The organism is Stenotrophomonas sp. AC248 (genome assembly GCF_979258185.1).
In genome coordinates this window covers 1,927,862-1,952,199 of record NZ_OZ409840.1, presented here as the reverse complement: position 1 = coordinate 1,952,199, position 24,338 = coordinate 1,927,862, and the positions used below count along the sequence as shown (strand labels likewise).

Sequence of the window (24,338 nt, the reverse complement as noted above, 5' to 3'; positions counted from 1 at the left end):
GGCATCCCCTTCAACGTGTCAACGGATGCATCTGAAACCATCGCCGCGCCGATTGGCGCACTGCACAATCCCCCGCCTGTTCTGGCATAGTTGGGCGCTCCCGCCCTACACGCTGCGCCCGCCCATGTCGCCGAAGAAGACCTCGTTCCCGAAGCAGGATATCCGCGTGCTGTTGCTGGAGGGGGTGAGCCAGACCGCGATCGACGTCTTCACCGCCGCCGGCTATTCGCAGATCGAACTGCACAGCAAGGCGCTGCCCGAGGACGAGTTGAAGGCGCGCATCGCCGAGGCGCACATCGTCGGCATCCGCTCGCGCACCCAGCTCAGCGCCGACGTGCTGGCCAACGCCAAACGCCTGATGGCGGTGGGCTGCTTCTGCATCGGCACCAACCAGGTGGACCTGGACGCGGCCGAACTGGCCGGCATCCCGGTGTTCAACGCGCCCTACTCCAACACCCGCAGCGTGGCCGAACTGGTCATCGCCGAAGCGATCATGCTGACCCGTGGCATCCCGCAGAAGAACGCCGAATGCCACCGTGGCGGCTGGTCCAAGTCGGCGGCCGGCAGCCACGAAGTGCGCGGCAAGACGCTGGGCATCATCGGCTATGGCCACATCGGCACCCAGGTGGGCGTGATGGCCGAGGCCATGGGCATGCAGGTGATCTTCCACGACGTGGAAACCAAGCTGTCGCTGGGCAATGCCCGCGCGGCGATCAGCCTGGACGACCTGCTGTCGCGCGCCGACATTGTCACCGTGCACGTGCCCGAAACGCCGGCCACGCAGTGGATGATCGGCGCCGAACAGCTGGCCCGCATGCGCCCCGGCGCGCACCTGATCAACGCCGCACGCGGCACCGTGGTCGACATCGACGCGCTGGATGCGGCCCTGCACAGCGGCCATATCGGCGGCGCGGCACTGGACGTGTTCCCGATCGAGCCCAAGGGCAACGGCGATGCCTTCGTGTCGCCGCTGACCGCGCACGACAACGTGATCCTGACCCCGCACGTAGGCGGCAGCACGCTGGAAGCGCAGGACAACATCGGCGTTGAAGTGGCGGCCAAGCTGGTGCGCTACAGCGACAACGGCAGCACCCTGTCGGCGGTCAACTTCCCGGAAGTGACCCTGCCCGAGCACGAGGACAGCCTGCGCCTGCTGCACATCCACCAGAACGTGCCGGGCGTGCTGTCCAAGGTCAACGAGATCTTCTCGCGTCACAACGTCAACATCGACGGCCAGTTCCTGCGCACCGATGCCAAGGTGGGCTACGTGGTGATCGACATCACCGCCAGCGAGGCACAGGCCGGCGCCGTGCGCGACGAACTGGCCGCGATCCCGGGCACGCTGCGTACGCGCGTGTTGTATTGACCTGGGTTCGTTGCCAGGGCCCGTCACCCATGGGTGGCGCGACTCCACGGCATAAGGTCATGCGTCGGGTGTAGAGCCCCCCTTGAGTCAAGGGGGGCGCGCCAACGGCGCGGGGGATGTGGGTGTTGGTGAGCGGGGCCCGCGTTTTGCGTAGCAAAGCGTGGGGGCGAGAGCGCGAATGCGCTATCGCCGCGCCATCCACCGCTTGGCCATGCGCGGCAACGAATCGTCACCATCCGGGGTTTCGACCGCCGCATTGGCCACGTCACGGATCTCCCGCCACGCCAGCGCCAGCGACTCTTCGCTGATCGCAAACTGTTCGCTGCCCACCGCCCGCACCACGTAGCGAGCGTCGTAATGCCAATGCCCAGGCACGTCCCTGCGTTCGGGAATCCAGTGCCTGTCGATGTCGAACAGCGCGCCATCTTCCAGCACCAGCCCGCTCAGCCCGGACTCTTCCTCCGCCTCCTTGAGCGCCACCCGGGCCAGGTTACGGTCACCGTCGGCGTGGCCGCCCAGCTGCAGCCAGCGGTCCAGCTTGCGGTGGTGGGTGAGCAGCACGCGCTCCCCGTCGGCACTGACCAACCAGGCGCTGCCGGTGAAATGACCGGCCAGGCGTTCGCGCAGGAAGGGGTTCTCCGGGTCGTCCAATAGTGTGCTGAATTCGTCAGCCAGGGCGGCGTGGGCAGGCTGGCGCTGCGCATACGCAGCCAGTTGGGCACGCAGTTCAGCATCAGCAACGACAACGGATTCAGGGTTCAGCGACATGGTAGCGGGGGGTTCGGGCGGAATTTGTCGATTATCGCCGGGCCATGCTGCATTTGTGCTTGTGCGCGGGCTTCAGCTTTGGCTAAGGTACAGCGGGCCCCGCACGCTGGGGCGCCCAGTTGCCATCAAGGTGCCCGGCAATGTACCGCGCACCTCACCTTTGTCCATTTAGGGAAGCACTGCATGCTGAAGTCTCTGTTGAGGGTCAAACCGGTTGAACCCGCCGGCCACGTCGACGCGGGTGAACCCATCGAAGGCAGCCTGGACGGCGAAGCCACACTGAAACGGACCCTCACAGCCAAACACCTCATCATGCTCGGGATCGGCGCGGTGATCGGTGCCGGCATCTTCGTGCTGACCGGCCAGGCTGCGGCCAACCACGCCGGCCCGGCAGTCATGCTGTCGTTCGTGTTCGCCGGCTTCGCCTGCGCGCTGGCCGGCCTGTGCTACGCCGAGTTCGCGGCGATGATGCCGGTCTCCGGCAGCGCGTATTCCTATTCCTACGCCACCCTCGGCGAAGGCATGGCCTGGTTCATCGGCTGGTGCCTGGTGCTGGAGTACCTGTTCGCGTCGGCGTCGGTCGCGGTGGGCTGGTCGGCGTACCTGATCAGCTTCATCACCACCACGTTGCACATGCCGTTCCCGGACGCGCTGAGTGCCGCGCCCATTGCCTGGAACGGGCATGAGTTCGCCGCCTCCGGCAAGCTGTTCAACCTGCCGGCGATGCTGATCGTGGCGGCGGTGACCGGCCTGCTGTATGTGGGCGTGACCCAGTCCGCGTTCGTCAATGCGATCATCGTGGCCATCAAGGTCTTCGTGATCTGCCTGTTCGTCGGCATTGGCGCGGCCCATGTGGACCCGGCCAACTGGCATCCCTTCATCCCCGAAAACACCGGCGTGTCCGGCGAGTTCGGCTGGAGCGGCGTGTTCCGTGCGGCCACCATCGTCTTCTTCGCCTACATCGGCTTCGATGCGGTCTCCACCGCCGCCGGTGAAACCAAGGACCCGCAGCGCAACATGCCGATCGGCCTACTGGGCTCGCTGGCGGTCTGCACCATCGTCTACATCATCGTGTGCGCGGTGCTGACCGGCATGCTGCCGTACCACCTGCTGGGCACCGACAAGCCGGTGGCCACCGCGCTGGAAGCCTACCCGAGCCTGTCCTGGCTGAAGACCGCCGTGGAGATCGGCGCCATTGCCGGCCTGTCCTCGGTGGTGCTGGTGATGATGATGGGCCAGACCCGCATCGCCTACACCATCTCGCGCGACGGCCTGTTGCCGAAGGTGTTCGGCAAGGTCCACAAGCGCTTCCGTACCCCGTACTGGGCCACGATCGTGGTCGGCGTGATCGCCGCCGCACTGGCCGGCATGGTGCCGCTGAACGTGCTCGGCGAGCTGGTGTCGATGGGCACCCTGCTGGCCTTCGCCACGGTCTGCGTGGGCGTGCTGATCCTGCGCTACACCCGCCCGGAGCTGCCGCGTCCGTTCCGCGTGCCGCTGGTGTGGGTGATCTGCCCGCTCGGCGCGGCGTCGTGCCTGTTCCTGTTCTGGCAGGCGTTCGTGGTGCATTGGCACCTGTTCGTGGGCTGGACCGTGCTGGGCCTGCTGATCTACTTCGGTTACGGCATGCGCCACAGCAAACTCAACACCCCGTCCGCCTGATGTACCTGACGGGCCGGCCCACGCGCCGGCCCGTTCCACATACGCTCCACCTATAAGAAAACACACCATGTTCAAGCAACTGTGGGCCACCAAGCACCCGCACGCCGCCCACGAAGACGCCAACGGCCTGAGCCTGCGCCGCACGCTCGGCCCCTGGGGGCTGACCGCGCTGGGCATCGGCGCGGTGATCGGCGGCGGCATCTTCGTGATCACCGGCCAGGCCGCGGCCAACCACGCGGGCCCGGCAATCATGCTGTCGTTCGTGCTCGCCGCGATCTGCTGCGCGTTCTGCGCGATGGCCTATGCCGAGTTCGCGGCGATGGTGCCGGTCTCGGGCAGCGCCTACACCTATACCTACGCCACGTTCGGCGAGCTGTCGGCCTGGTTCATCGGCTGGATGCTGGTGCTCGAATACGGTGTGTCGGCCTCGGCGGTGGCGGTGAGCTGGACCGGCTATTTCCTGAGCCTGCTCAGTCATTTCGACATCCACCTGCCCGCTGCACTGGTCAGCGCGCCGTTGGATGGGCAACTGCGCCCGACCGGGGCGATCGCCAACATTCCGGCCGCGATCCTGGTGCTGCTGCTGACCTGGCTGTGTTACGTGGGGATCAGCAAATCCTCGGCGATGAACATGGCGATGGTGGTGCTGAAGACGGGGCTGATCATCCTGGTGATCATCGCCGGCTGGAAGTATGTGGATCCGGCCAACTGGACGCCGTTCATTCCGGAGAACGCGGGGCCGGGCAAGTACGGTTTCGAGGGGGTGCTGCGCGGTGCGGCGATGGTGTTCTTCGCCTATATCGGGTTCGAGGCGGTGTCGGTGGCGGCGCAGGAATCGCACAAGCCGCAGCGTGACATGCCGATCGGGATGTTGCTGTCGCTGGTGATCTGCACGGTGCTGTACATCGCGATGGCGGCGGTGATGACCGGGCTGGTGCCGTATCAGTTGCTGGGTACGGACGAGCCGGTGGTGACGGCGGTGGCGGCGCATCCGCAGTTGGGTTGGTTGCGGATCGTGGTGGAGATCGGGGCGCTGATCGGGTTGTCGTCGGTGGTGCTGGTGATGATCATCGGGCAGCCGCGCATTTTCATGATCATGGGCCGCGACGGGTTGCTGCCGCCGGTGTTCACGAAGATTCATCCGAAGTACCGGACGCCGCACATCAATACGGTGATCACGGGGATCGGGATCGCGTTGCTGGCGGCGCTGTTCCCGTTGGATATCCTGGGCGAGCTGACGTCGATGGGGACGCTGATTGCGTTCGCGGCGGTGTGCGCAGGGGTGTTGATTCTGCGTCGTACGCAGCCAGACTTGCCGCGTCCGTTCCGGATGCCGATGGCGTGGTTGATCTGCAGTCTGGGGGTGCTGAGCTGTATCGCGCTGTTGACGGCGATGACGGCGCACAACTGGATGCTGATGGGGATCTGGACGGCGGTGGGCTTTGCGATCTACTTCGGGTATGGGTATCGGAATAGTCGGCTTGCCGGGAAGTAAGGGGTGGGTTTGTGCCGGGCCTGCGGCCCGGCGGCCCGCTTTTACTGCAAGTGCCAAGAGCCAAAGCAACCGCTACGGCGGCTCTGGGGTGCTGTGGGGTGGCGGGGCGGGGTGAGGCCGCGGGGGACGCCGCAAGTACGTCCTTGTAGGCTTGGTCGCCGCATCCATGCGGCTCACACCCCCGCAACCTCACCCCGCCCCACCCTCGACAGGTTCCGTGTGACGGTGCCAGGAGCAGATGGAGCGAGGGAGCGGGATGGTTATTGCCCGGTTTCGTTGGTTCGCGGTGATTGGTGATAAAAAATGAAGTCGAGGTAGGTGACGACCGTTGGTCGTCACGCTCTGGAGCCGGCCACTGGCCGGCTTTGCTTTTTCTCTCCCACCCCACCGGCTGGCACGCGCCTCAGCGTGTGGGGGGGCTGGGCGGGGTGGGGTTTGCGGGGGTGTGAGCCGCATGGGCCCGAGGCATGCCTCGGGCGGGTTGGGCAGGACGCCCAACCCCGGTCTTGCCGTGTGCGCACGAGAGCGCACACGCGCAAGCGGCGACCACGCCTACAGGGACGTATTCACGGCGTCCCCCGCAAACCCCGCCCCGCCCCGCCCCGCCCAGCCCAGCCAGGAAAACGGCTCTCGCAGTACCTGCTTTCAAGCATTTACAATGCCAGCCATGAACACCTTCCCCTACGATACGGCGCGCCTGAGCGAGCTGGCCCAGGTGCTGATCGACAACGTGCGTGAGCTGGCCCACTCGGGCTGGACACCGGCGACCAGCAGCAACTTCTCCCATCGCCTGGATGACCGCCATGCGGCGATCACCGTGTCCGGCAAGGACAAGGGTCGGCTGGTGGAGGACGACATCATGGTCGTCGACTTCGACGGCAAGGCCGTGGGCCGTCCGCTGCGGCCGTCCGCCGAGACCCTGCTGCACACCCAGCTGTATCGCCGGTTCCCGGAAATAGGCTGCGTGCTGCATACCCACTCGCCGGTGCAGACGGTGGCCTCGCGCCTGTATGCGCCGCAGGGGCATATCCGCCTGGAAGGCTACGAGCTGCTCAAGGCCTTCCACGGCAACAGCACCCACGAAATGGCCATCGACGTGCCGGTGTTCGCCAACACCCAGGACATGGACGTGCTGTCGGCCCAGGTCGACGCGCTGCTCGACACCCAATCCCTGTGGGGCTACCTGATCGACGGCCACGGCCTGTACGCCTGGGGCCGCACGATGGCCGAAGCACGCCGGCACCTGGAAGCCTTTGAATTCCTGTTCCATTGCGAACTGGAACTGCGCAAGCTGCGCGGCTGAAAGGCAGCGCGGCACCCCGGTAATGCCGGCCGCCGGCCGGCTCCACGCTATCCAGGTAGTGCCGGCCGCTGGCCGGCTCTTCCAGATCTTTTAACGTTCATGAAGAGCCGGCCAGCGGCCGGCACCACCGTGGGCTGCGGACTCTCCAGATTCCTGAAGGGAATCTGTATTCCGCCCTTCACCATCCGCCTGCGGCCCCTTCCCCGGCGCTGCGCTGGTACCCTTTCCTTCCCCCTTCTCCGCCTCGCTGCCGCCGCCATGAGCCGACTCCGCATTTTTGACGACACCGCCCCGGACGCCCCGCTGTTCGACAGCCGCGATGGCGCGGCGATCGCCGCCGAACTCAAGCAGATCGGCGTCACCTTCGAGCGCTGGCAGGCCACCCAGGCGGTCGCGCCCGGCGCGAGCCAGGAGGAGGTGTTCGCCGCCTACAAGGCCGACATCGACCGGCTGGTGGCCGAACATGGCTTCAAGAGCGTGGACGTGGCCTCGATCGCCCCGGACAACCCCAACCGCGCCGAGCTGCGGAAGAAGTTCCTCGACGAACACTTCCACAAGGAAGACGAAGTGCGCTTCTTCGTTGCCGGCTCCGGCCTGTTCACCCTGCACCTGGACGGCAAGGTCTACGAGATCGAGTGCGTCAAGGATGACCTGATCGCCGTGCCCGATGGCATCACCCACTGGTTCGACATGGGCGAAGAACCCAGCTTCGTCGCGATCCGCTTCTTCACCGAAGCCGACGGCTGGGTCGGCCATTTCACCGGCAGCGATATCGCCCAGCAGTTCCCGCGTTACCACCCCGCACAGCACCAGGCCGACTGATCCATGCCGCATCCAACCGTCATCCTCACCGATATCGAGGGCACCACCAGCAGCATTTCGTTCGTCAAGAACGTGCTGTTCCCCTATGCGCGCAAGGCCCTGCCGGCGTTCGTCGCTGCCCATGGCCAGCAGCCGGAGGTGCGCCGCTGGCTGGACGCGGTGGCCGTGGAGATCGGTGGCGCCTGCCAGGACAGCCTGATCGTGGAAACGCTGCAGGGCTGGATCGACCAGGACCGCAAGCACACCGCGCTGAAGGCGCTGCAGGGCATGATCTGGGAAAGCGGCTACCGCAACGGCGACTACAAGGCGCACTTCTACCCGGACGTGGCGGCCGTGCTGAAGGGCTGGCATGCCGAAGGCAAGCCGCTGTACGTATATTCGTCCGGCTCGGTGCCGGCCCAGAAGCAGTTCTTCGGTTTCAGCGAGGCCGGTGACCTGACCGGGCTGGTCTCGGGCTGGTTCGACACCGAAGTGGGCGGCAAGCGCGATGCCGACAGCTACCGCCACATCGTCAAGGCGATCGGCGTGCCGGCAGGCCAGATCGTGTTCCTGTCCGACGTGGTGGAAGAGCTGGACGCCGCACGCGAGGCGGGCCTGCAGACCCGCCTGCTCGACCGCCTGGACGACTACCCGCTGCCGCGCAACGGCGAAGCGACCCACGGCCACGACCGCGTCGAGAATTTCCAGCAGATCACGCTATAACCGCGAGGCGAACGGGGGCGGAGGCAGCAAGCGTCTTCAGGCCCACGTGATGGATAGCTGATCCGGGCGGTCCAACGGGATGAGAACCGTTGTGCCGCGCGACGAGGTGGCGCGAACGCCATCTTCCTCCAGCGCCACGCTGACGAATGGGTCCGTTCGGCGCAGCACCAGCAGCCAGACCAACGTATTGGTTGCCGCCTCACTCACCGCGATAAAGCCATCTTCACCTGCGGCGCAGCACTCGCCGCAGGTGATCCGCGTGTCTGACAGCGCGACGGTATTCAGGACTGCCAGCCCCTCGCAACCTTCGGCGTCGGCCTGCCACGCATCCGACGCCGGAACCCATGCCTTTTCCATCACCTGCGGGTGTGGCTCGGACGTTTCGAACAGGCAATAGAATCCATTGGCGAAAGCGAGTGAATTCTCGCGGGGATACGCTTCTGCCTGCCACCTGCTCTGGATGATGCGTCTGTCTGCTGCGAACACGCGCGTGGCCTGGTCAACGATACGTTGGAGAATACTCCAGGCGTGCGCAGACAGGCTGCCGCCGCTAGCGTGCGGCCATTGCATCGACCAATGAGGTGAGCCTCAACGCCTTCTGCAGCGATGCGAGGTCGGCATCCGCGTGCAGCCGAATCGTCACTGTCTCGCCCGGCACCAGGTCCAGCGCGTTGTCGTCAAGCGTGGCGTCCAGCCCATCGAAGGCGATCCACAGCGCACGCACCAACGTAGGCGAACGCAGGGTCAACACATACCCGTCGCCATCGGCGCGCAGTTCGCTGTCGATCGTCGCCGGTGACAGCAGCAAGGCCTTGGCCGGCGCGAAATACACCCGCTGCTGTGACAGCAACCTTCCGCCGTCGAACAACTCCACCACTGCTACGGTGCGTGCTGGATCGGCCCCCTTCAACAGGTCCGCATCGGCGAACCGGCCCACCTCCAGCGCGGACAACGGCGGCAAGGCCACCGTATGCCGCTGCTCACTGCGCAGCGCACCATCGAGATCCATCACGCGCAACCGCCACGTCGCCTGCAGGCCCTGCTGGCGGTCGTTGAGCAGGCTTACCCGGGTCATGCCGTCGTCGCGCAATGCGGCCACGGCCTGGTCGGCGAAGAAGCGCTTGGCGTGGAAGTGCAGTGCCTTCCAGCGGCCTGCGTAGTCGATGCTGGACCACGAGGCACCCGGCCACACATCGTTGAGCTGCCAGTACAGCGAGCCCATCGTATACGGCCGCGACGCGCGGTGGTGCAGCGCGGCCAGCTGGATGCCGTCGGCCTGCATCACCTGGCTGAGGTACACGAACGCCGGGAAATCGCGCGGCGTGCCGTACTCCTCTTCGATGTACTTCAACAGGCGCTGGTTGCCCTCGCCGGCCATGAATTTCTGGTGGGCGCGCACCGTGGCGCTGTCCACCTGCTGATCGGCGGTCGGAATGATGCCCTCCAGCGTACGCAGCGACGGCCATGCCTGCAGCCCGTATTCGGACATGAAGCGCGGGGTCTCGCGCAGGTACGCGGTCACCGGCAGCGCCGGGTTGCCCCAGACCTGCCAGTAGTGCTTGTCGCCCCGGGTGGAATCGTTGGCCTTGTCGTCCAGGTCGTTGCTGGGCGAGCTGGACCAGTACGGCACGCCCAGCCCTTCATCGGCCACCACCTGGCGCAGGTCGTTGCCGAACAGGTCCACGTAGCCCTGCCATACCTTCGCCGCGAAGGCCGGGTCGGCAGCGGTGAGGTCGCGGCCATGGCCCCAGTCTTTCCAGGCGGTTTCTTCCTCGTTGTTGCCACACCACAGCACCACGCTGGGGTGGTGGCGCAGCCGGCGCACGTTGTCGCGCGCCTCGGCCACCACGTTGGCGCGGAACGCCGGGTCGTAGCCGGGCTGCATGCCGCCGCCGAACATGAAATCCTGCCAGACCAGCAGGCCCAGCTCGTCGGCGATGTCGAAGAACACATCGTCCTCGTAGTAGCCTCCGCCCCAGTTGCGCAGCATGTTCATGTTGGCGTCGCGCGCGGCGGTGAGCTCGCGGCGGATCCGCGCGGCATCCACCCGCGCCGGGAACATGTCGAACGGGATGACGTTGGCGCCCTTGGCGAAGATCGGTACGCCATTGATGACGAACGCGAAGCCCTGCCCGCCCTGGCGGTCCACGTCACGGCGCAGCTCGACGGTGCGCAGGCCGATGCGCTGTTCGATCCGGCGCGCGTCTGCACCGCCCGGTGCCAGCGTGGCCCGCACGCTATAGCGCGCCTGCTCGCCCTGCCCCGCCGGCCACCAGCGGCGCGGCTGTTTCAGCGCGACCGGCACGGTAATGGCGTTGTCGCCGGCCTGCAGTGAGGCGTCACGATCGATACGGGCCACTGACACACCATCCGGGTCCAGCACGTCCACGCGCACTGCGGCAGTGCCACGCGCGGCGCTTTCCACCTGCACGGTGATCGCCAGATCGGCGTGCGCGGCGTCCAGCGCGCGGGTCTGCACGGCCAGGGTGGTCAGGCGCTGCGCATTCCAGCTGTCCAGCTGCACCGGGCGCCAGATGCCGGCCGTCACGTAACGCGGGCCCCAATCCCAGCCGAAGTGGTAACCCGGCTTGCGGACGAAGTTGCCGACCATCGCGTCTTTGGGCTCGTCGCCGTACGGCGAAGGGTAGTTGCCGGCGATCTTGTGCGGCATCGCCTGGACGCCCGGCAGCAGCGTGGTGATCGGGGAGCGCAGCACGATGCGCAGTTCATTGCCGGTGGCACGCAGCCGGCCGTCCACCCGCGCGCGCCAGGTGCGGTGGCTGTTGTTGGCCTGCAACAGCGGCTGGCCGTTCAAACTCACCGTGGCAAAGGTGTCCAGGCCTTCAAACGCCAGCTCGGCATGCGCGCGTGCCAGCGTGGCAGCGTCCACGTCGAAGCGGGCGCGGTATTCCCAGGCGGCCAGGCCGATCCACTGCAGGCCCGCCTCGGGCGCGCCCACGTAGGGATCGGGGATCAGCCCTTGAGCCAGTAGATCGGTATGCACCGCGCCCGGCACCTGCGCCGGGCGCCACTGCTGCAGGCCGGGGTGCGCGGCACCGCGCGCGTCACCGGGCAGCAGGCGGAATGACCAGTCTGCCGCCAATGGGGCGGCCGCGACGGGCGGTGCCCACGCGGCCAGCAGGACCAGCAACAGCCAGCAGGCCGGTGCAACGACATGGAAACGGCGGTGCGCGCGCATGGTGGCCTGCCTGGTTGTGGGAGCAGCCGACCAACGGTCGGCTCTACCGGGATTCTGGGGCAGCCGACCAACGGTCGGCTCTACCGGGATGTTGGGGCAGCCGACCAACGGTCGGCTCTACCGGGTTTGGGGCAGCCGACCGACGGTCGGCTTTACCGGATTCAACGCACTACGTTGAGCACTTCGTAGCACGCGCCCATGGTGTGGTAGTCGGTCTTGCCGGCCGGGCTTTTTTCGTCGCTGTAGGAACGGTTGTCCGCATCCAGGATGCGGTACCAGGCGCCGTAGCGGTGGTCGATCATGTGCTGCCAGGCATAGCCCCACAGCCGGTCGTACCAGTCCCAGTACTGCGCATCGCCCGTGCGCTTGGCCAGCAGCGCGGCGGTGGCCAGCGATTCGGCCTGCACCCAGAAATACTTGTCGTCGTCGCAGACGCTGCCGTCCGGTGCGAAGCCGTAGTACAGGCCACCGCGCTCGGCGTCCCAACTACGCGCCACGGCCACGTCGAACAGGTGGCGGGCGGTGGGGACCAGCCAGTCGGCCTGCACATGGCGGTCCAGGATCAGCAGCAACTTGGCCCACTCGGTCTGGTGGCCGGGCTGGAAACCCCACGGGCGGAACAGGTGCTTGGGGTTGTCACGGTTGTAGTCCCAATCGATCTGCCACTGGCGGTCGTAGTGCTCCCACACCAGCCCATCAGCCTGGGCCGCCTGGCGGCGGGTCATGTGGTCGGCCAGCAGCAGCGCGCGTTCCAGGTAGCGCTGTTCGCCGCTGGCCTCGAACGCGGCCAGCATCGCTTCGCACATGTGCATGTTGGCGTTCTGGCCGCGGTAGTCGCTGAAGGTCCAGTTCGCGTCCGCCTCGTCCTTGTACAGGCCGAACGACGGTTCCCAGAAGCGCAGTTCCAGCAACTGCCAGGTTTCGTCCATCCACCCGCGGGCCTCGCTGATGCCGGCCTTCAGCGCACAGCTGTAGGCCAGCAACACGAACGCCACGCCGTAGCAGTGGTTGGTGGCGTCTTCGACCACGCCATCGCGCAGGGTCCAGGCGTAGCCGCCGGTGGCCGGATTGCGGTGCACCTGGCGCAGGTAGCGCAGGCCGTGCTCGACCGCCGCCAGGTCCTCGGGCTTGCCGAACTCGCGGTAGGCCATCGCGTGGTTGAACACGAAGCGGGTGCTGCTCACCAGATGGCGGTGGCTGGCGTCGTACACGCTGCCATCGTCACGGTAGTAGTGGAAGAAGCCGCCGTTGGGGTCGATCTCGTGCGGCTGGTAGAAGGCCATGGTCTGCGCGATGTGCGCACGCAGGAACGCAGGCGAACGGAAATCAGGGGTGGGCGGAACCGGCGTGGTCATGCGGCGTCTTCCTGTTGTTGCTGCAGCAGCTGTTGGACTTCATCAAGGCTGGGCATGGCGGCGAACGCGCCCTTGCGGGTTACGGCCAGCGCACCCACCGCCGCACCGAAGCGGATGGCCCCGGTCAGGGCGGACGGGTCCTGGCAGAAGGTGGCGAAGGCACTGCCGTCGCCGCCGCGCTCGCCGATGCCGAACAGCAGGCCCCCCACGAACGCGTCGCCTGCCGCAGTGGAATCCACCGTCTGCACGCGGAAGCCGGTGAGCACGCCCTCGGTGTGGCGGGTGTGCCAGCGGATCGGGGCGGCGCCGTCGGTGATCACCACCGCCTGCGCCTGCGCGCCCAGCAGCCGTGCAATCACCGCGTCGCCACCACCCGCGTGTGCGGCGGCCAGGTAATCCAGTTCCTCGCGCGACAGCTTGACCAGCTCGGCCAACTGCAGGGCCTCCCACAGCCGCGGCAGCGGGTCCACGCCGGTCGGCCACAGCGCGGGGCGCAGGTTGAGGTCGATGCTGACCATGGCGCCGGCGGCGCGCGCGCGGCGCATGCCGTCCAGCGTGGCCTCGGCAATCTCCGCTTCGGTCAGGCTGTTGGAACACACATGGAAACTGCGCGTGCCGGCGAAGCAGTTGGGATGGAAGTGGCTGCTGCGGAACAGCAGGTCCGCGGCCGGCGGCCGGTAGAAGCTGAAGCTGCGCTCGCCGTGCGCGTCCAGGGCCACGAACGCCAGCGCGGTCTTGGCCGCGTCGGTGCGCACGATGCAGTCGGTGGCCACGCCCGCATCGGCCAGGCTCTCGGCAAGGAAGTCACCGAACATGTCCTGGCCGAGCATGCCGGCGAAATGGGTGTCGGCACCCAACCGTGCCGCCGCGACGGCGACATTGGCCGGCGCACCACCGGCGTATTGCAGGAACGCGCGCGGGGTGTCGGGCGTGGCCGGCGGTTGGGCAAGTAGATCGATCAAAATCTCGCCGAAACAGACAATCTTGCTCATTCGGGCCTCAGGCTCCCTGGCGGAATGCGGCGCTCGGGCGCGAACCCGACAGGCCATAGAAAATGATGTAGCCGTAGCAGACCAGCGGCAGGATGAAGGACGGCTGCAGCCCGATATGGTCGGCCAGCACGCCCTGCAGGTACGGCACCACGGCGCCGCCCACGATGGCCATGATCAACAGGCTGGACGCCTTGTTGGTCAGCGGTCCCAGACGCTCGATGCTGAGCGCGAAGATGGTCGGGAACATGATCGAGTTGAACAGGCCCACCGCCACCACCGAATACAGCGACACGTGACCCGAGCCGAGCATGGTCAGCGCCAGCAGCAGCACGTTGACCACCGCGAACAGGGTCAGCAGCAGGCGCGGCGAGAACCGCGTCATGATCGCCGAGCCGGCGAAGCGCCCGATCATCGCCAGCGTCCAGTACGCCGACACGTAATGGGTCGCCTGCTGCTCAGTGAAACCACCGATGGACGGCATCGACAGGTAGTTGACCAGGAAGCTGCCGATCGACACTTCGGCGCCCACGTAGAAGAAGATCGCCAGCACGCCGAAAAGCACGTGCTTGTGGCGCAGCGCATCCATCAGGGTGTGCGTGCCACTGTCACCCTGTTCGGTGGTTTCGGTCAGCGCCGGCAGGCGGAACAGGTAGACGAACACCGCCAGCAGCGCCAGCGCGATGGCCAGGCCCACGTACGGGCCCTGCACCGACTGCGCTTCCTGCACGCGGTAGGCAATCTGCTCGGCCGAGGGCAGCGCGGCGATGTCATCGGCGCTCTTGACCGTGTTGCCCAGGATCAGCAGCCCGCCGAAGATCGGCGCGATTGCCGTGCCCAGCGAGTTCAGTGCCTGGGCCAGGGTCAGCCGGCTCGACGCGGTCTGTTCCGGCCCCAGCAGTGCCACGTACGGGTTGGCGGCCACCTGCAGCACGGTGATGCCGGTGGCCAGCACGAACAGCGCGCCCAGGAAGGCTTCATACACGCGCAGTTCGGCGGCCGGCCAGAAGCCGAGTGCACCGACGGCCGCGATGGCCAGGCCCGCCACGATGCCCTTCTTGTACCCCAGGTGCGCCACCAGCCGGCCGGCCGGCAGCGACATCAGGAAGTAGGTGCCGAAGAAGGTGAACTGCACCAGCATCGCCTTGGCGTAGTTCAGCTCGAACACCGCTTTCAGATGCGGAATCAGGATGTCGTTGAGGCACGTCAGGAAGCCCCACATGAAGAAGATCGTGGTGGCCACGGCCAGGGCCATGCGCGTGTTGACCACGGGCGCGGACGATGACGAGGCAGGCAGTCGGGGCGTTGGAGAAATGGGCATTCAGGTACGCGCCTCGTTGCGCGGGCAGGTAAAGGGAAACGCCATCACGCAGCCACCGGGCCGCTGCTGGCGCGGATGCGCAGTTGTACGGGCGCCACGGTGCGTTGTGGCGCGGCATCGGGATGGTCCAGCCGCTGCAGCAGCAGTTCGGCCGCCTGGCGGCCCCGCTCGCGCGGGTTCACGGTGAGCGTGGTCAGCGGCGGCAAGGCCACCGCCGCTTCGGAGATATCGTCGAAACCGGTGACGGCGAAGTCCACGCCGGGGCGCACCCCGCGCGAGGCCAGGCCCAGCATCAGCCCGAGCGCAACGCTGTCGTTGTAGCAGACCGCCGCGGTCGGCGCCGGCACGCGCGCGAACAGTTCTTCGCTGCGCGCGGCCGCTTCCAGGCGGCTGGGGGCCGACTCGATCAGCCAGTCCGGATGCAGCTCCCTGCCCGCTTCGGCCAGTGCCTGCGCATAGCCCAACCGGCGCTGGTGGCAGGAACTGGAATCGGCATGGCCACCGAAAAAGGCAATGCGTTCGTGCCCGCGTTCGATCAGGTGGCGGGTGGCCAGGTAGGCGCCCTGCTGGTTGTCCAGGGTGAGGAAATCCCAGTCGGCACCGGGCGGCTCGCGGTTGAACAGCAGCACGTTGGCGTTGAAGCCCAGTACCTGGCGCAGTTCGGCCGCATCACTGCCTTCGGCCGGCGACAGGATCAACCCGGCCGGGGTGTGTTCCATCAGGGTGGTCAGCACCGCCTGCTGCCGCTGCGGCGATTCGCCGGTGCTGCCCAGCAGGGTCACGAACCCCTTCGCACCCAATGCCTCGTCCACCCCGGAGGCGAATTCGGCGAAGAACGGGTTGGACAGGTCGTTGATCACCAGGGCCACGCTGGACGAGGTGCGCCGGCGCAGGTTGGCCGCGCCGCGGTTGTAGACATAACGCTGGCGGCGAAGCTCGGCCTCGACCTTGGCGCGGGTGTCGACATTGACCAGCGGGCTGCCACGCAGCACCAGCGACACGGTCGCCCGCGACACGCCGATCGCTTCGGCGATATCTGTCACGGTGACGGCGCGCGTGCCCTTGCCCGCTGGTTTGACCTTGTCATTCATGGTGTCTGCCCGGTCCTTGTCATCCGGCAAGCGTAAACGATCGCATCGGCAAGCGGACCGCGCCCCTGCAGGCACGCAGATCGCGACCGCCGCCGATGCAACGGTTCATTCCAGCACCGCCCCGGGGGTGGCGCAGAACGAACGCGGCAGCGCCTCGGCCTGGGTGCCCCAGCCACGGGTCGGGGCCTGCGTGCCCAGCGCGAAGTCGATGCGACCGCCCTGCTGCAGCCGGTTCCAGTCCAGCCACACCGGGGCGTGCTCCTTGCCGTCCACGCGCACGCCCTGCACGTACTGCAGCGTGCGCCCGTCTGCACCGGCGGCGGCCAGGGTCAGCGTGCGGCCGGTGCCCAGGTCCACCTCCACCTTGTCGAAGCGCGGGGTGTGCAGCAGGAACTGGCCGCTGCCCGGCACCGCCGGGTACAGGCCGATCGCGCTGAACAGGTACCACGCCGACATCGTGCCCAGGTCATCGTTGCCGGTGACGCCATTGGGGGCGTTGGTGAACAGCTGCTGCGCGGCACGCACCACGGTGGCGGTCTTCCACGGCTGGCCGATGAGCGTGTACATCCACGGCGCGTGCAGGTCCGGCTCGTTGTTGGGGTTGTAGCGGTACTGGTTGTAGTAGCTGTACGGGCCCACCACCCATTCCTTGCGCGCGGCGGTCAGCGGCGACTGCACCAGCGCGTCGTAGGCGAAGAACGCATCCAGGCGCTTGCCGGCCTCTTCGCGGCCGTGCATGGCCTGCACCAGCCCCGGCACGTCCTGCTGCGCCAGCCACTGGTACTGCCACGCGGTGCCTTCATGGAAGCCATGGTGCGAGCGCGGGCTGTAGTGGCCGTCGGACGGCACGTACCACTTGCCGTCGTCCATGCGCGGACGCGGGAAGCCGCTCATGCCGGTCTCCTCGTCGCGCACCTGCGGGTCCCACACCTTGTGCCAGTTGCCGCCGCGCGCGCGCAGCGTGCCGGCGTCGTCGGCATGGCCCAGGCCATCGGCCATCTGCGCCAGCGCGCAGTCGGCCAGGGCGTATTCCAGCGTGGCCGAGCCGCCGTGGTGCGGGTCCACGTCCATGCCCTTGGAGGGGAACGCGCGATCGTAGGCGACGTAGCCGTTGTCCACGTAGCCGGGGTTGCCCGAGCGGCCGGCATGCCGCGAGTTCAGCGGCGGCTGCTCGAAGGCGTTGCGGCGCAGCGCGGTGTAGGCCTCGCCCTCGCGCCCGTCCAGCGCGCCGAAGCGCCACAGGTCGACCAGGAACGGGGTGACCGGGTCGCCGGTCATGATGTTGGTCTCGAAGTTGGCGTAGCCCCAGCGCGGCAACCAGCCCCCCTGCGCGTTGATGGCCAGCAGGCTGCGGCCGATGTCACGCGCCACCTGCGGGCGGGTCAGGGCCAGCCACTGGTTCTGCGCGCGGTAGGTATCCCACAGCGAGAAGTACTCGTAGTAGGTCCAGCCGTCGGCGCGATGGATCGCATCGTCGTAGCCACGGTAGCGGCCGTCGGCATCGCTGCCGGTCAGCGGCTGCAGCAGCGCGTGATACAGCGCTGAATAGAACACGGTGCGGTCGTCGCCGCTGCCGCCGTGGACGCGCGTGGTGGCCAGTTCACGGCGCCACTGCTGCTGCGACTGGCTGCGCATCTGCTCGAAGCCCAGCAGCTTGCCGCCCTGCATGCCCTCGCTGCGCAGGTTGTTGCGCGCGCCTTCTGCGTCTACGTGCGAGATCGCGCTGATCGCGGTGACCGCGCGGTTCTTGCCGGTATCGAAACTCAACCAGGCGCCACTGGGCTTCTGTTCGCCCTCCATGCGGTGGCGCGCGTCGGCCAGGCCGCCTTCTTCGCCCCAGGTGCCAAACGCCTTGAACGGGCGGTCGAACTCGATGCGGAACCAGGTGGTGTACTGGTGGCCGCCGCAGAAGCTCTTGGTGACCAGCTTGCCTTCGACCACGCGATCACCCACCACGTCGATCACGCTGCCGATCACCGAATGGCGCTCGTTGGCCTGGCCCACGTTGACCAGCACGTGGCCGGTGCCGGCGTCGACCGGGAAGGTGTACCGCTCGGCGGCGGCACGGGTGCGCGCGGTGGCTTCGGCATCGATGCCGCCGTAACCGGTCAGGCGCACCTTGTAGTAGCCGGCCTGGCCGATCTCGCCGTCGTGGGTGTAGGTGGACGCGTAGCGCTTGTGGTCGAAGCTCTTGGCATCGTCTGTGTTGAAGTCCCCGCCCTTGCCGATGCTGCCGGTGACCGGCAGTACCGACACCTGGCCGCCCTGCTCCCAGCACCCGGCCCCGGACAGGAATGAATGGCCGAACCCGCGGATCTTCGGATCGTCGTAGCGCCAGCCGGCGTAATGCTCGCCGATCGGGCTGACCTGGATCAGGCCGAACGGTGCCGACGCCCCCGGGAAGGTGTTGCCGTCATCCTTGCTGCCGATGAAGGTGTTGACCTCGCGCTCCAGCGCGACCGGGGCGGCGGCCTGCAGGACCGGCGCGAAGGCCAGCGCGAGCAGGCAGGCCAGGCGCGGCAGTGGGCGGCGCAACGGGGTAACGGCGATGACGGACGGCAGTCGGCGCATGCGTGGATCCTGTGGGTCGATGTCGGTACGGCAGACGGAAAAAGGCAGGGCGGATGCCCGCCATGGCGTGCCAGCCATTCCCCCGCTGGCACCGGTCCAGATCCACGTTGCCGTGAATTTAGATCGATTCAAGTAAAGCACGGAGATTTCGGCGGATGCATTCTGCGGCGCAACATGGTGCCGCTCGTTTTTCGTCTGGGAGGGCTGCCAGGGCCGTCGTTCCGGCCCTTGGTACGTGGGAGCTGCCTTTCGCCGGTTGCCACAGCTCCACCGACAACCCGGTTCTCACCACGGGACGATGGACCACCGGCTCCCGCCTCCGCCGTCCCGCGCAAGAAAACGTTTTCACTCCGCCGACGTCATCCGCCCGGTTCCCGGTCCGCCTTGGCCATATTGCGGAGCAGCATGCTTCCCTGCGGAACCCGTGCTAAAAATTCCCCGCCAATCGTTTAGATCGATCCAACTTCAAACGGTCACGATTGCCGGAGCGGTGGGTGGGGGCCCACCAGGCTGCATGCGGGACGCACGGGAGCTCAGCGCTGGCAACAGCCCTCCCAAAACATTAGATCGATTCAACAACGTATCGCCACCGTTTCAATCCAGGAGAGGGAGAGAGTGGAATGAACAAGATGTCCCGCATGCGCAACCGCGACACGCTGTCGGCCGCCATTACCGCCGCGCTGTTCGCCGCCGCGATGGTGCCCGCCAGTGCCTTCGCACAGCAGGCCAGCCCCGCTTCGTCGCCGGAGGCCACCACGCTCGACAGCGTGACCGTCACCGGCTATCGCTACGCCATCGAAAAGAGTCTGCAGCAGAAGCGCGACGCCAACGCCGTGGTCGAAGTGATCACCGCCGAAGACGTCGGCAAGTTCCCCGACAAGAACGTCGCCGATGCCCTGCAGCGCGTGCCGGGCGTGGTGATCACCCGCAGCGGCGGCGAAGGCAAGTCCGTCAGCGTGCGTGGCTTGGCGCCAGACCTGACCCTGACCCAGTTGAACGGCAACTTCGTCGCGTCCTCGGAGACCAACAACGAGGCCACGCGTTCGTTCAACTACACGCTGCTGCCGTCCAACATGCTGTCCAGTGCCGAGCTGTTCAAGTCGCCGGAAGCGCGCATTGATGAAGGCGGCATCGGCGGTACCGTAATTCTGCACACCCGTCGCCCGCTCGACATGGAAGCCAACTCCGGTTACGTCAACCTGGAAGGCACCTCCTCGGACACCAGCCACGACATCGATCCGCAGGCGTCGGCGCTGTACTCCTGGCACAGCAAGGACGAGCGCTTCGGCGTGCTCGTCGGCGTGACCCAGCAGAAGCGCACCAGCCGCACGATGGAAGCCAGCACCGAGGACTACCAGTGGTATGGCGACGGCACCACTGCCCGTGATGCCAACGGTGGTCTGTTGCCGCAGGATGGCATCCACTACTGGTGGGGGCAGTCCGGCTTCAACAACCAGACCGGCAAGAACTACAGCGAGTTCTTCATGCCGACGTCGGTCAATTTCGCGGTGAAGGAAGAGGAGCGCGAGCGCAAGGGCGGCCAGCTGACCTTCCAGTTCAAGCCGATCGACAACGTGACCCTGACCGCCAACTACTTCCGCTTCGAGCTGCAGGGTGACTACACCCAGAACATGCTCAAGGTGCCGGAGTGGAACCTGGCGCGCTACAACCAGGATGGCAACTGGGACGGTGGCCGGCTGCTCAACGGCCTGACCTTCGATCCCAGCGGCAGCATCGTCACCGGTGCGCAGTACGAAAAGCTGGCCGGCAAGGCCTACTACTGCAGCGAGGAAGAGGCCGCTGCGGCCGGCATGAAGCCCGGTGGCTGGGGCCCGGATGACTGCACCATCCCCACCCCGCAGCTGACCGGCGGCTACAGCAAGGAAAAGGCGCTCTCGCAGACCGCCGACCTGACCATCGACTGGGACATCAGCCCGCTGTGGAAGGCCTCCTTCACCGGCGGCCGTACCTGGTCCGAAGGTGGTCCGTCGATGAACTTCCGCATGTCGGCCAAGCCGCGCCGCAAGGTGGGAAGCGAGTGGCAGTCGGGCAATCAGTACACCGCGTGGGACCTGACCGGCACCCCGTCGGTGCAGTTCTCGCCGGACCTGCAGCAGCAGCTGATGGCCGGCATTGCCGAAGTCGATACCGGTTCCACCGATTCGTCGTGGATGAAGACCGAGGTTGAACAGAACTACTTCCAGGCCGATGTCACCAAACTGTTCGAAGCCGGCTGGCTGGATTCCATCCAGTTCGGTACCAAGTACCGCGATGGCAAGGTCCACCGCAACACCGGCAACACGTACTGGGTATGCCCGGGCCTGGACCCGGCCGACTACGACAACAATCGCTACCAGGCCGGTTGCGACCCCACCGCCGGCAACGCCCAGCCGGGCTTCTTCCTGTCCAACCCGATCAGCAACATCGCCGGCGGCTTCAATGCCAACGTGTTCCCGGGCGTCGACTACCCGGCTTACATCGACTACCTGAACAAGACCTACGGCGGCTCGCACAACCGTACCGAAGAAGACTTCGTCTACGACGTCAACGAGAAGATCTACTCCGGCTACTTCCAGGCCAACTTCCGTACTGAACGCGTCCGCGGCAACGTCGGTGTGCGCGTGGTGCGTACCAAGCAGTTCGCGCAGTCCAGCGATTCGGTCGAGCGCTTCAACGACTACTTCGTGGACAACGCCGCCGGTGCACCGATGAGCTGCGATGACCCGGCCGCCGATCCGACCCTGCGCTGCCAGGGCGGCTTCGTGCGCGTGCCGGACCCCCAGGCACGCGACAAGGTCTACACGCTCAGCTCGCTGGACAAGACCTACACCGACTTCCTGCCCAGCTTCAACATCGCCTGGGACATCACCGATTCGCTGGTGCTGCGCGGCGCGGCGTCGAAGGTGATCGCCCGCCCGAGTTACACCTCCATTGCCTACCCGGGTGGCCTGCGCTACGTCAGCGAGGAATACAGCAACGACCGTCGCGTCGCCGGTGGCACCGACACACCCGGCTGGTATGGCTCGGGCAGCAACAAGGCGCTGGAGCCGTTCGAGGCGGTGCAGTTCGACCTCGGCCTGGAGTGGTACTTCAAGCCAGGCGCGGTGGCCGGCGTGTCGCTGTTCCGCAAGAACGTGGACAACTTCACCGTGCCGGTGGTGCGCGACCAGCAGATGACCGTCGGCGGGCAATCGGTGACGGTGCAGAAGTACGAAACCCAGGCCAACGGCCGTGACGGCGTCTCGCAGGGCGTGGAACTGTACGGCCAGTACACCTTCGGCTTCGGCTTCGGCGTGCAGGCCAACTACACCTACAACGACACCAACCTGGCGTCGATCGTGCTCGATGGCGAAGAAATCGGCTCCTCGCCGCTGGTCGGCAGCGCTAAGAACCAGGCTAACGTGACCTTGTTCTACGAGAACGACACCTTCCTGGCGCGTGCCTCGTACAACCGTCGCGGTGAAGTGGTCGGCGGCCTCAACAATGGCCTGACCAGCTACACCGAGCCCTACGATCAGCTGGATCTGAACGTTGCCTACAACGTTACGCCGGACTGGACGCTGACCGCTTCGGTGCTCAATGCCACCAAGTCCGAACTGCGCAGCTACCTGGGCAACGACACCGAGGCCCGTCTGCTGTCCAACATCTATGCCGGCCGCCAGCTGTACTTCGGCGTGAACTACAAGTTCTAAGCGTCACCCGCCCCCGCCTTCGGGCGGGGGTAACGGTCCTCCACGGCAGCCGCGCTGGTACAGGTGGCTGCCGTTTTTTGTGGGCCTGGGGAAGCCGTCGCGGGATGCATTCGCCCCCGGTGTAGAGCCACCCCATGGGTGGCTGTCGCAGCCCTCGGTGGCTACACGCGGTGCCGGAACCAGGAGCAGCCACCCATGGGGTGGCTCTACCCGCCTGATTCTTAGATCTGGTCCAGCGCGGCGCGCAGCGCGGCGACTTCTTCGGCGTCGGTAACAGTCCAATCCGGCGACAGGCCCACCAGGGCTGGGTTGTGGTGGCGCATCGCCGAACGCTGCGCCGCCTTGGCCGATGCGTGCAGTTCAACACACCCCGTGCGTGCGGCCACCGCGGCGATGTTGCGCGCGTTGAGCCCTGCGCCGGCCATCACGCCAATGCGCGCGTTCGACTGCGCCACCAGCGCCGCCACCCTCTCCGCGCCCGCTTCGGCACTGGCCTGGCCGCCCGAGGTCAGCACGCGCTGGCAGCCCAGCGCGATCACCTGCTCCAGCGCGGCGGGCAGGTCGCGTGCGGCGTCGAACGCGCGATGGAACGTTACCTGCAGCGGCCCGGCAGCCGACACCAGCGCCTGGCACAGCGCCGTGTCCACGTTGCCGTCGGCGTCCAGCGCGCCAATCACCACACCGTCGCAGCCCAGCTGCCGGCAGTGGGCGATATCGCGCAGCATGATCTCCGCCTCGAGCGGGCCGTAGTGGAAGTCGCCGGGGCGCGCGCGGATCAACACGAACAACGGGATGCGCAGGCGCTCGCGGGCCACGGCAATGCTGCCGTAAGACGGCGTGGTGCCGCCCTCGGCGAGGTTGTCGAACAGTTCAATGCGATCGGCGCCACCGGCCTGCGCGGCCAACGCCGAGGCCACCGAAGTGGAGGCGATTTCCAGCAGCCGACGCGCCATGCTCAGGTCTGCTCGCTGGTGTAGACCGATGCCGAATCACGCAGGTCGTCCTGGCGATCCTTGTCGCATACCGCGTAGACGAAGCCACGGTGCAACGCATACGCGCCGACCTGGCCCTGCTTGTCCAGCGCCAGGAAGCACACCTGCAGGGTCTTGCTGGCCTCGGGGCGCTTGCGCACCAACCGGGCGATCGCCTCGCGGCAGGCCTCGGCGGGCGACCGGCCCTGGCGCATCAGCTCCACCACCAGGAACGACGCGGCGTTGCGCATCATCTCTTCGCCCACTCCCGATGCAGTGGCGCCGCCCACCTCGTTGTCCACGTACAGGCCGGCGCCGATGATCGGGCTGTCACCCACCCGGCCGTGCAGCTTCCAGGCCATGCCGCTGGTGGTGCAGGCACCGGCCAGGCGGCCGGTGGCGTCGATGGCCAACATGCCCAGGGTGTCATGGTTGCTGCTGTCGCCGGGACGCCCGCGGCGCTCGACGTTGATCTCCGGCGTGTACTGGGCGGTCTTCAACCAGTCGCGCCACGCCTTCTCGGCTGCCGGCGTGAGCAGCTTCTGGCGCTCGAAGCCCTGCTCGACCGCGAACTGCTGCGCGCCCTGCCCGACCAGCATCACGTGCGGCGTGTTTTCCATCACTTTGCGGGCCACCGACACCGGATGCAGGATGTCGGTCAGCGCCGCCACCGAACCACAGCGGCCGTCGCCGTCCATGATGCTGGCGTCGAGGCTGAGCACGCCGTCGCGATCAGGATTGCCGCAGCGGCCCACGGTGGGGTTGCACAACTCGCTTTCGGCCCAGCGCGCGCCGGCTTCAACCGCGTCCAGCGCGCTGCCGCCGCCGGCCAACACCTTCCACGCCGCCTGGTTGGCGCCCACGCCAAAGTCCCAGGTGGACACCACCCGCGCGCCGCCGCCTGCCCGCGCACCGGCGCGCGGCAGGGCCAGCGCGCCTGCGGCCAGTACACCGGCCTGGAGGAACTGCCTGCGATCGGTCATCCCACCCACTCCCTGCAAGATTGGTCATCGAACCGCCCGCTACCGGGC

At 67.0% G+C, this 24,338-nt stretch carries 17 protein-coding genes; 7 read left to right on the top strand and 10 right to left on the bottom strand.

Annotated features, from left to right (window positions below; translation table 11 throughout):
• Nucleotides 1-124: 124 nt before the first annotated feature.
• Nucleotides 125-1,366, top strand: coding sequence for a phosphoglycerate dehydrogenase (gene serA / locus ACZ0AE_RS08985; protein ID WP_137189371.1), 1,242 nt, complete (start codon nucleotides 125-127; stop codon nucleotides 1,364-1,366).
• Between the two features lie 183 nt (nucleotides 1,367-1,549).
• On the opposite strand, the gene ACZ0AE_RS08980 is transcribed toward serA, so the two are convergent.
• Nucleotides 1,550-2,134, bottom strand: coding sequence for an NUDIX hydrolase (locus tag ACZ0AE_RS08980; protein WP_463600877.1), 585 nt, complete (start codon nucleotides 2,132-2,134; stop codon nucleotides 1,550-1,552).
• Nucleotides 2,135-2,317: 183 nt separating this feature from the next.
• On the opposite strand from ACZ0AE_RS08980, the gene ACZ0AE_RS08975 reads away from it, so the two are divergent.
• The 5 genes from ACZ0AE_RS08975 to mtnC all read left to right on the top strand — a co-directional run bounded on the left by ACZ0AE_RS08975 (nucleotide 2,318) and on the right by mtnC (nucleotide 8,118).
• Nucleotides 2,318-3,796: an amino acid permease gene (locus ACZ0AE_RS08975; RefSeq protein ID WP_038688618.1), complete on the top strand. Its 1,479-nt coding sequence runs from the start codon at nucleotides 2,318-2,320 to the stop codon at nucleotides 3,794-3,796.
• Between the two features lie 67 nt (nucleotides 3,797-3,863).
• Nucleotides 3,864-5,291 (top strand): amino acid permease, encoded by a 1,428-nt coding sequence (locus ACZ0AE_RS08970; protein WP_038688620.1) that lies wholly within the window; start codon nucleotides 3,864-3,866, stop codon nucleotides 5,289-5,291.
• A 658-nt stretch (nucleotides 5,292-5,949) separates the two neighbouring features.
• Complete coding sequence (locus ACZ0AE_RS08965) at nucleotides 5,950-6,594, top strand: methylthioribulose 1-phosphate dehydratase (protein ID WP_463600876.1); 645 nt, start codon at nucleotides 5,950-5,952, stop codon at nucleotides 6,592-6,594.
• A gap of 258 nt (nucleotides 6,595-6,852) precedes the next feature.
• Nucleotides 6,853-7,416, top strand: coding sequence for a 1,2-dihydroxy-3-keto-5-methylthiopentene dioxygenase (locus ACZ0AE_RS08960; RefSeq protein WP_038688624.1), 564 nt, complete (start codon nucleotides 6,853-6,855; stop codon nucleotides 7,414-7,416).
• 3 nt (nucleotides 7,417-7,419) lie between these two features.
• Complete coding sequence (gene mtnC / locus ACZ0AE_RS08955) at nucleotides 7,420-8,118, top strand: acireductone synthase (protein WP_463600875.1); 699 nt, start codon at nucleotides 7,420-7,422, stop codon at nucleotides 8,116-8,118.
• A gap of 36 nt (nucleotides 8,119-8,154) precedes the next feature.
• Here mtnC and ACZ0AE_RS08950 read toward each other — a convergent pair whose 3' ends face one another.
• The 7 genes from ACZ0AE_RS08950 to ACZ0AE_RS08920 all read right to left on the bottom strand — a co-directional run bounded on the left by ACZ0AE_RS08950 (nucleotide 8,155) and on the right by ACZ0AE_RS08920 (nucleotide 18,644).
• Nucleotides 8,155-8,604 (bottom strand): hypothetical protein, encoded by a 450-nt coding sequence (locus ACZ0AE_RS08950; protein WP_038692243.1) that lies wholly within the window; start codon nucleotides 8,602-8,604, stop codon nucleotides 8,155-8,157.
• 64 nt (nucleotides 8,605-8,668) lie between these two features.
• Nucleotides 8,669-11,317 (bottom strand): beta-mannosidase, encoded by a 2,649-nt coding sequence (locus ACZ0AE_RS08945; protein ID WP_463600874.1) that lies wholly within the window; start codon nucleotides 11,315-11,317, stop codon nucleotides 8,669-8,671.
• 161 nt (nucleotides 11,318-11,478) lie between these two features.
• On the bottom strand, nucleotides 11,479-12,672 hold the full coding sequence (locus ACZ0AE_RS08940; RefSeq protein ID WP_448133561.1) for an AGE family epimerase/isomerase: 1,194 nt from the start codon (nucleotides 12,670-12,672) through the stop codon (nucleotides 11,479-11,481).
• Nucleotides 12,669-13,664 carry a carbohydrate kinase family protein gene (locus ACZ0AE_RS08935; RefSeq protein ID WP_038688630.1) on the bottom strand — a complete coding sequence of 332 codons (996 nt, stop codon included), beginning with the start codon at nucleotides 13,662-13,664 and terminating at the stop codon, nucleotides 12,669-12,671. Before ACZ0AE_RS08935 ends, ACZ0AE_RS08940 begins: the two co-directional genes overlap by 4 nt.
• Before the next feature lie 7 nt (nucleotides 13,665-13,671).
• Nucleotides 13,672-14,982 carry an L-fucose:H+ symporter permease gene (gene fucP, locus ACZ0AE_RS08930; RefSeq protein ID WP_051598833.1) on the bottom strand — a complete coding sequence of 437 codons (1,311 nt, stop codon included), beginning with the start codon at nucleotides 14,980-14,982 and terminating at the stop codon, nucleotides 13,672-13,674.
• 44 nt (nucleotides 14,983-15,026) lie between these two features.
• Nucleotides 15,027-16,073, bottom strand: a complete 1,047-nt coding sequence (locus ACZ0AE_RS08925; protein ID WP_038692249.1) for a LacI family DNA-binding transcriptional regulator — start codon at nucleotides 16,071-16,073, stop codon at nucleotides 15,027-15,029.
• A gap of 105 nt (nucleotides 16,074-16,178) precedes the next feature.
• Nucleotides 16,179-18,644 carry a GH92 family glycosyl hydrolase gene (locus ACZ0AE_RS08920; protein WP_463600873.1) on the bottom strand — a complete coding sequence of 822 codons (2,466 nt, stop codon included), beginning with the start codon at nucleotides 18,642-18,644 and terminating at the stop codon, nucleotides 16,179-16,181.
• Nucleotides 18,645-19,264: 620 nt separating this feature from the next.
• On the opposite strand from ACZ0AE_RS08920, the gene ACZ0AE_RS08915 reads away from it, so the two are divergent.
• Nucleotides 19,265-22,336, top strand: coding sequence for a TonB-dependent receptor (locus ACZ0AE_RS08915; RefSeq protein ID WP_463600872.1), 3,072 nt, complete (start codon nucleotides 19,265-19,267; stop codon nucleotides 22,334-22,336).
• A 221-nt stretch (nucleotides 22,337-22,557) separates the two neighbouring features.
• Here ACZ0AE_RS08915 and ACZ0AE_RS08910 read toward each other — a convergent pair whose 3' ends face one another.
• Both ACZ0AE_RS08910 and ACZ0AE_RS08905 read right to left on the bottom strand, forming a co-directional pair.
• Nucleotides 22,558-23,289 carry a copper homeostasis protein CutC gene (locus ACZ0AE_RS08910; protein WP_463600871.1) on the bottom strand — a complete coding sequence of 244 codons (732 nt, stop codon included), beginning with the start codon at nucleotides 23,287-23,289 and terminating at the stop codon, nucleotides 22,558-22,560.
• Between the two features lie 2 nt (nucleotides 23,290-23,291).
• Nucleotides 23,292-24,290 (bottom strand): N(4)-(beta-N-acetylglucosaminyl)-L-asparaginase, encoded by a 999-nt coding sequence (locus tag ACZ0AE_RS08905; protein ID WP_463600870.1) that lies wholly within the window; start codon nucleotides 24,288-24,290, stop codon nucleotides 23,292-23,294.
• Nucleotides 24,291-24,338: the final 48 nt, after the last annotated feature.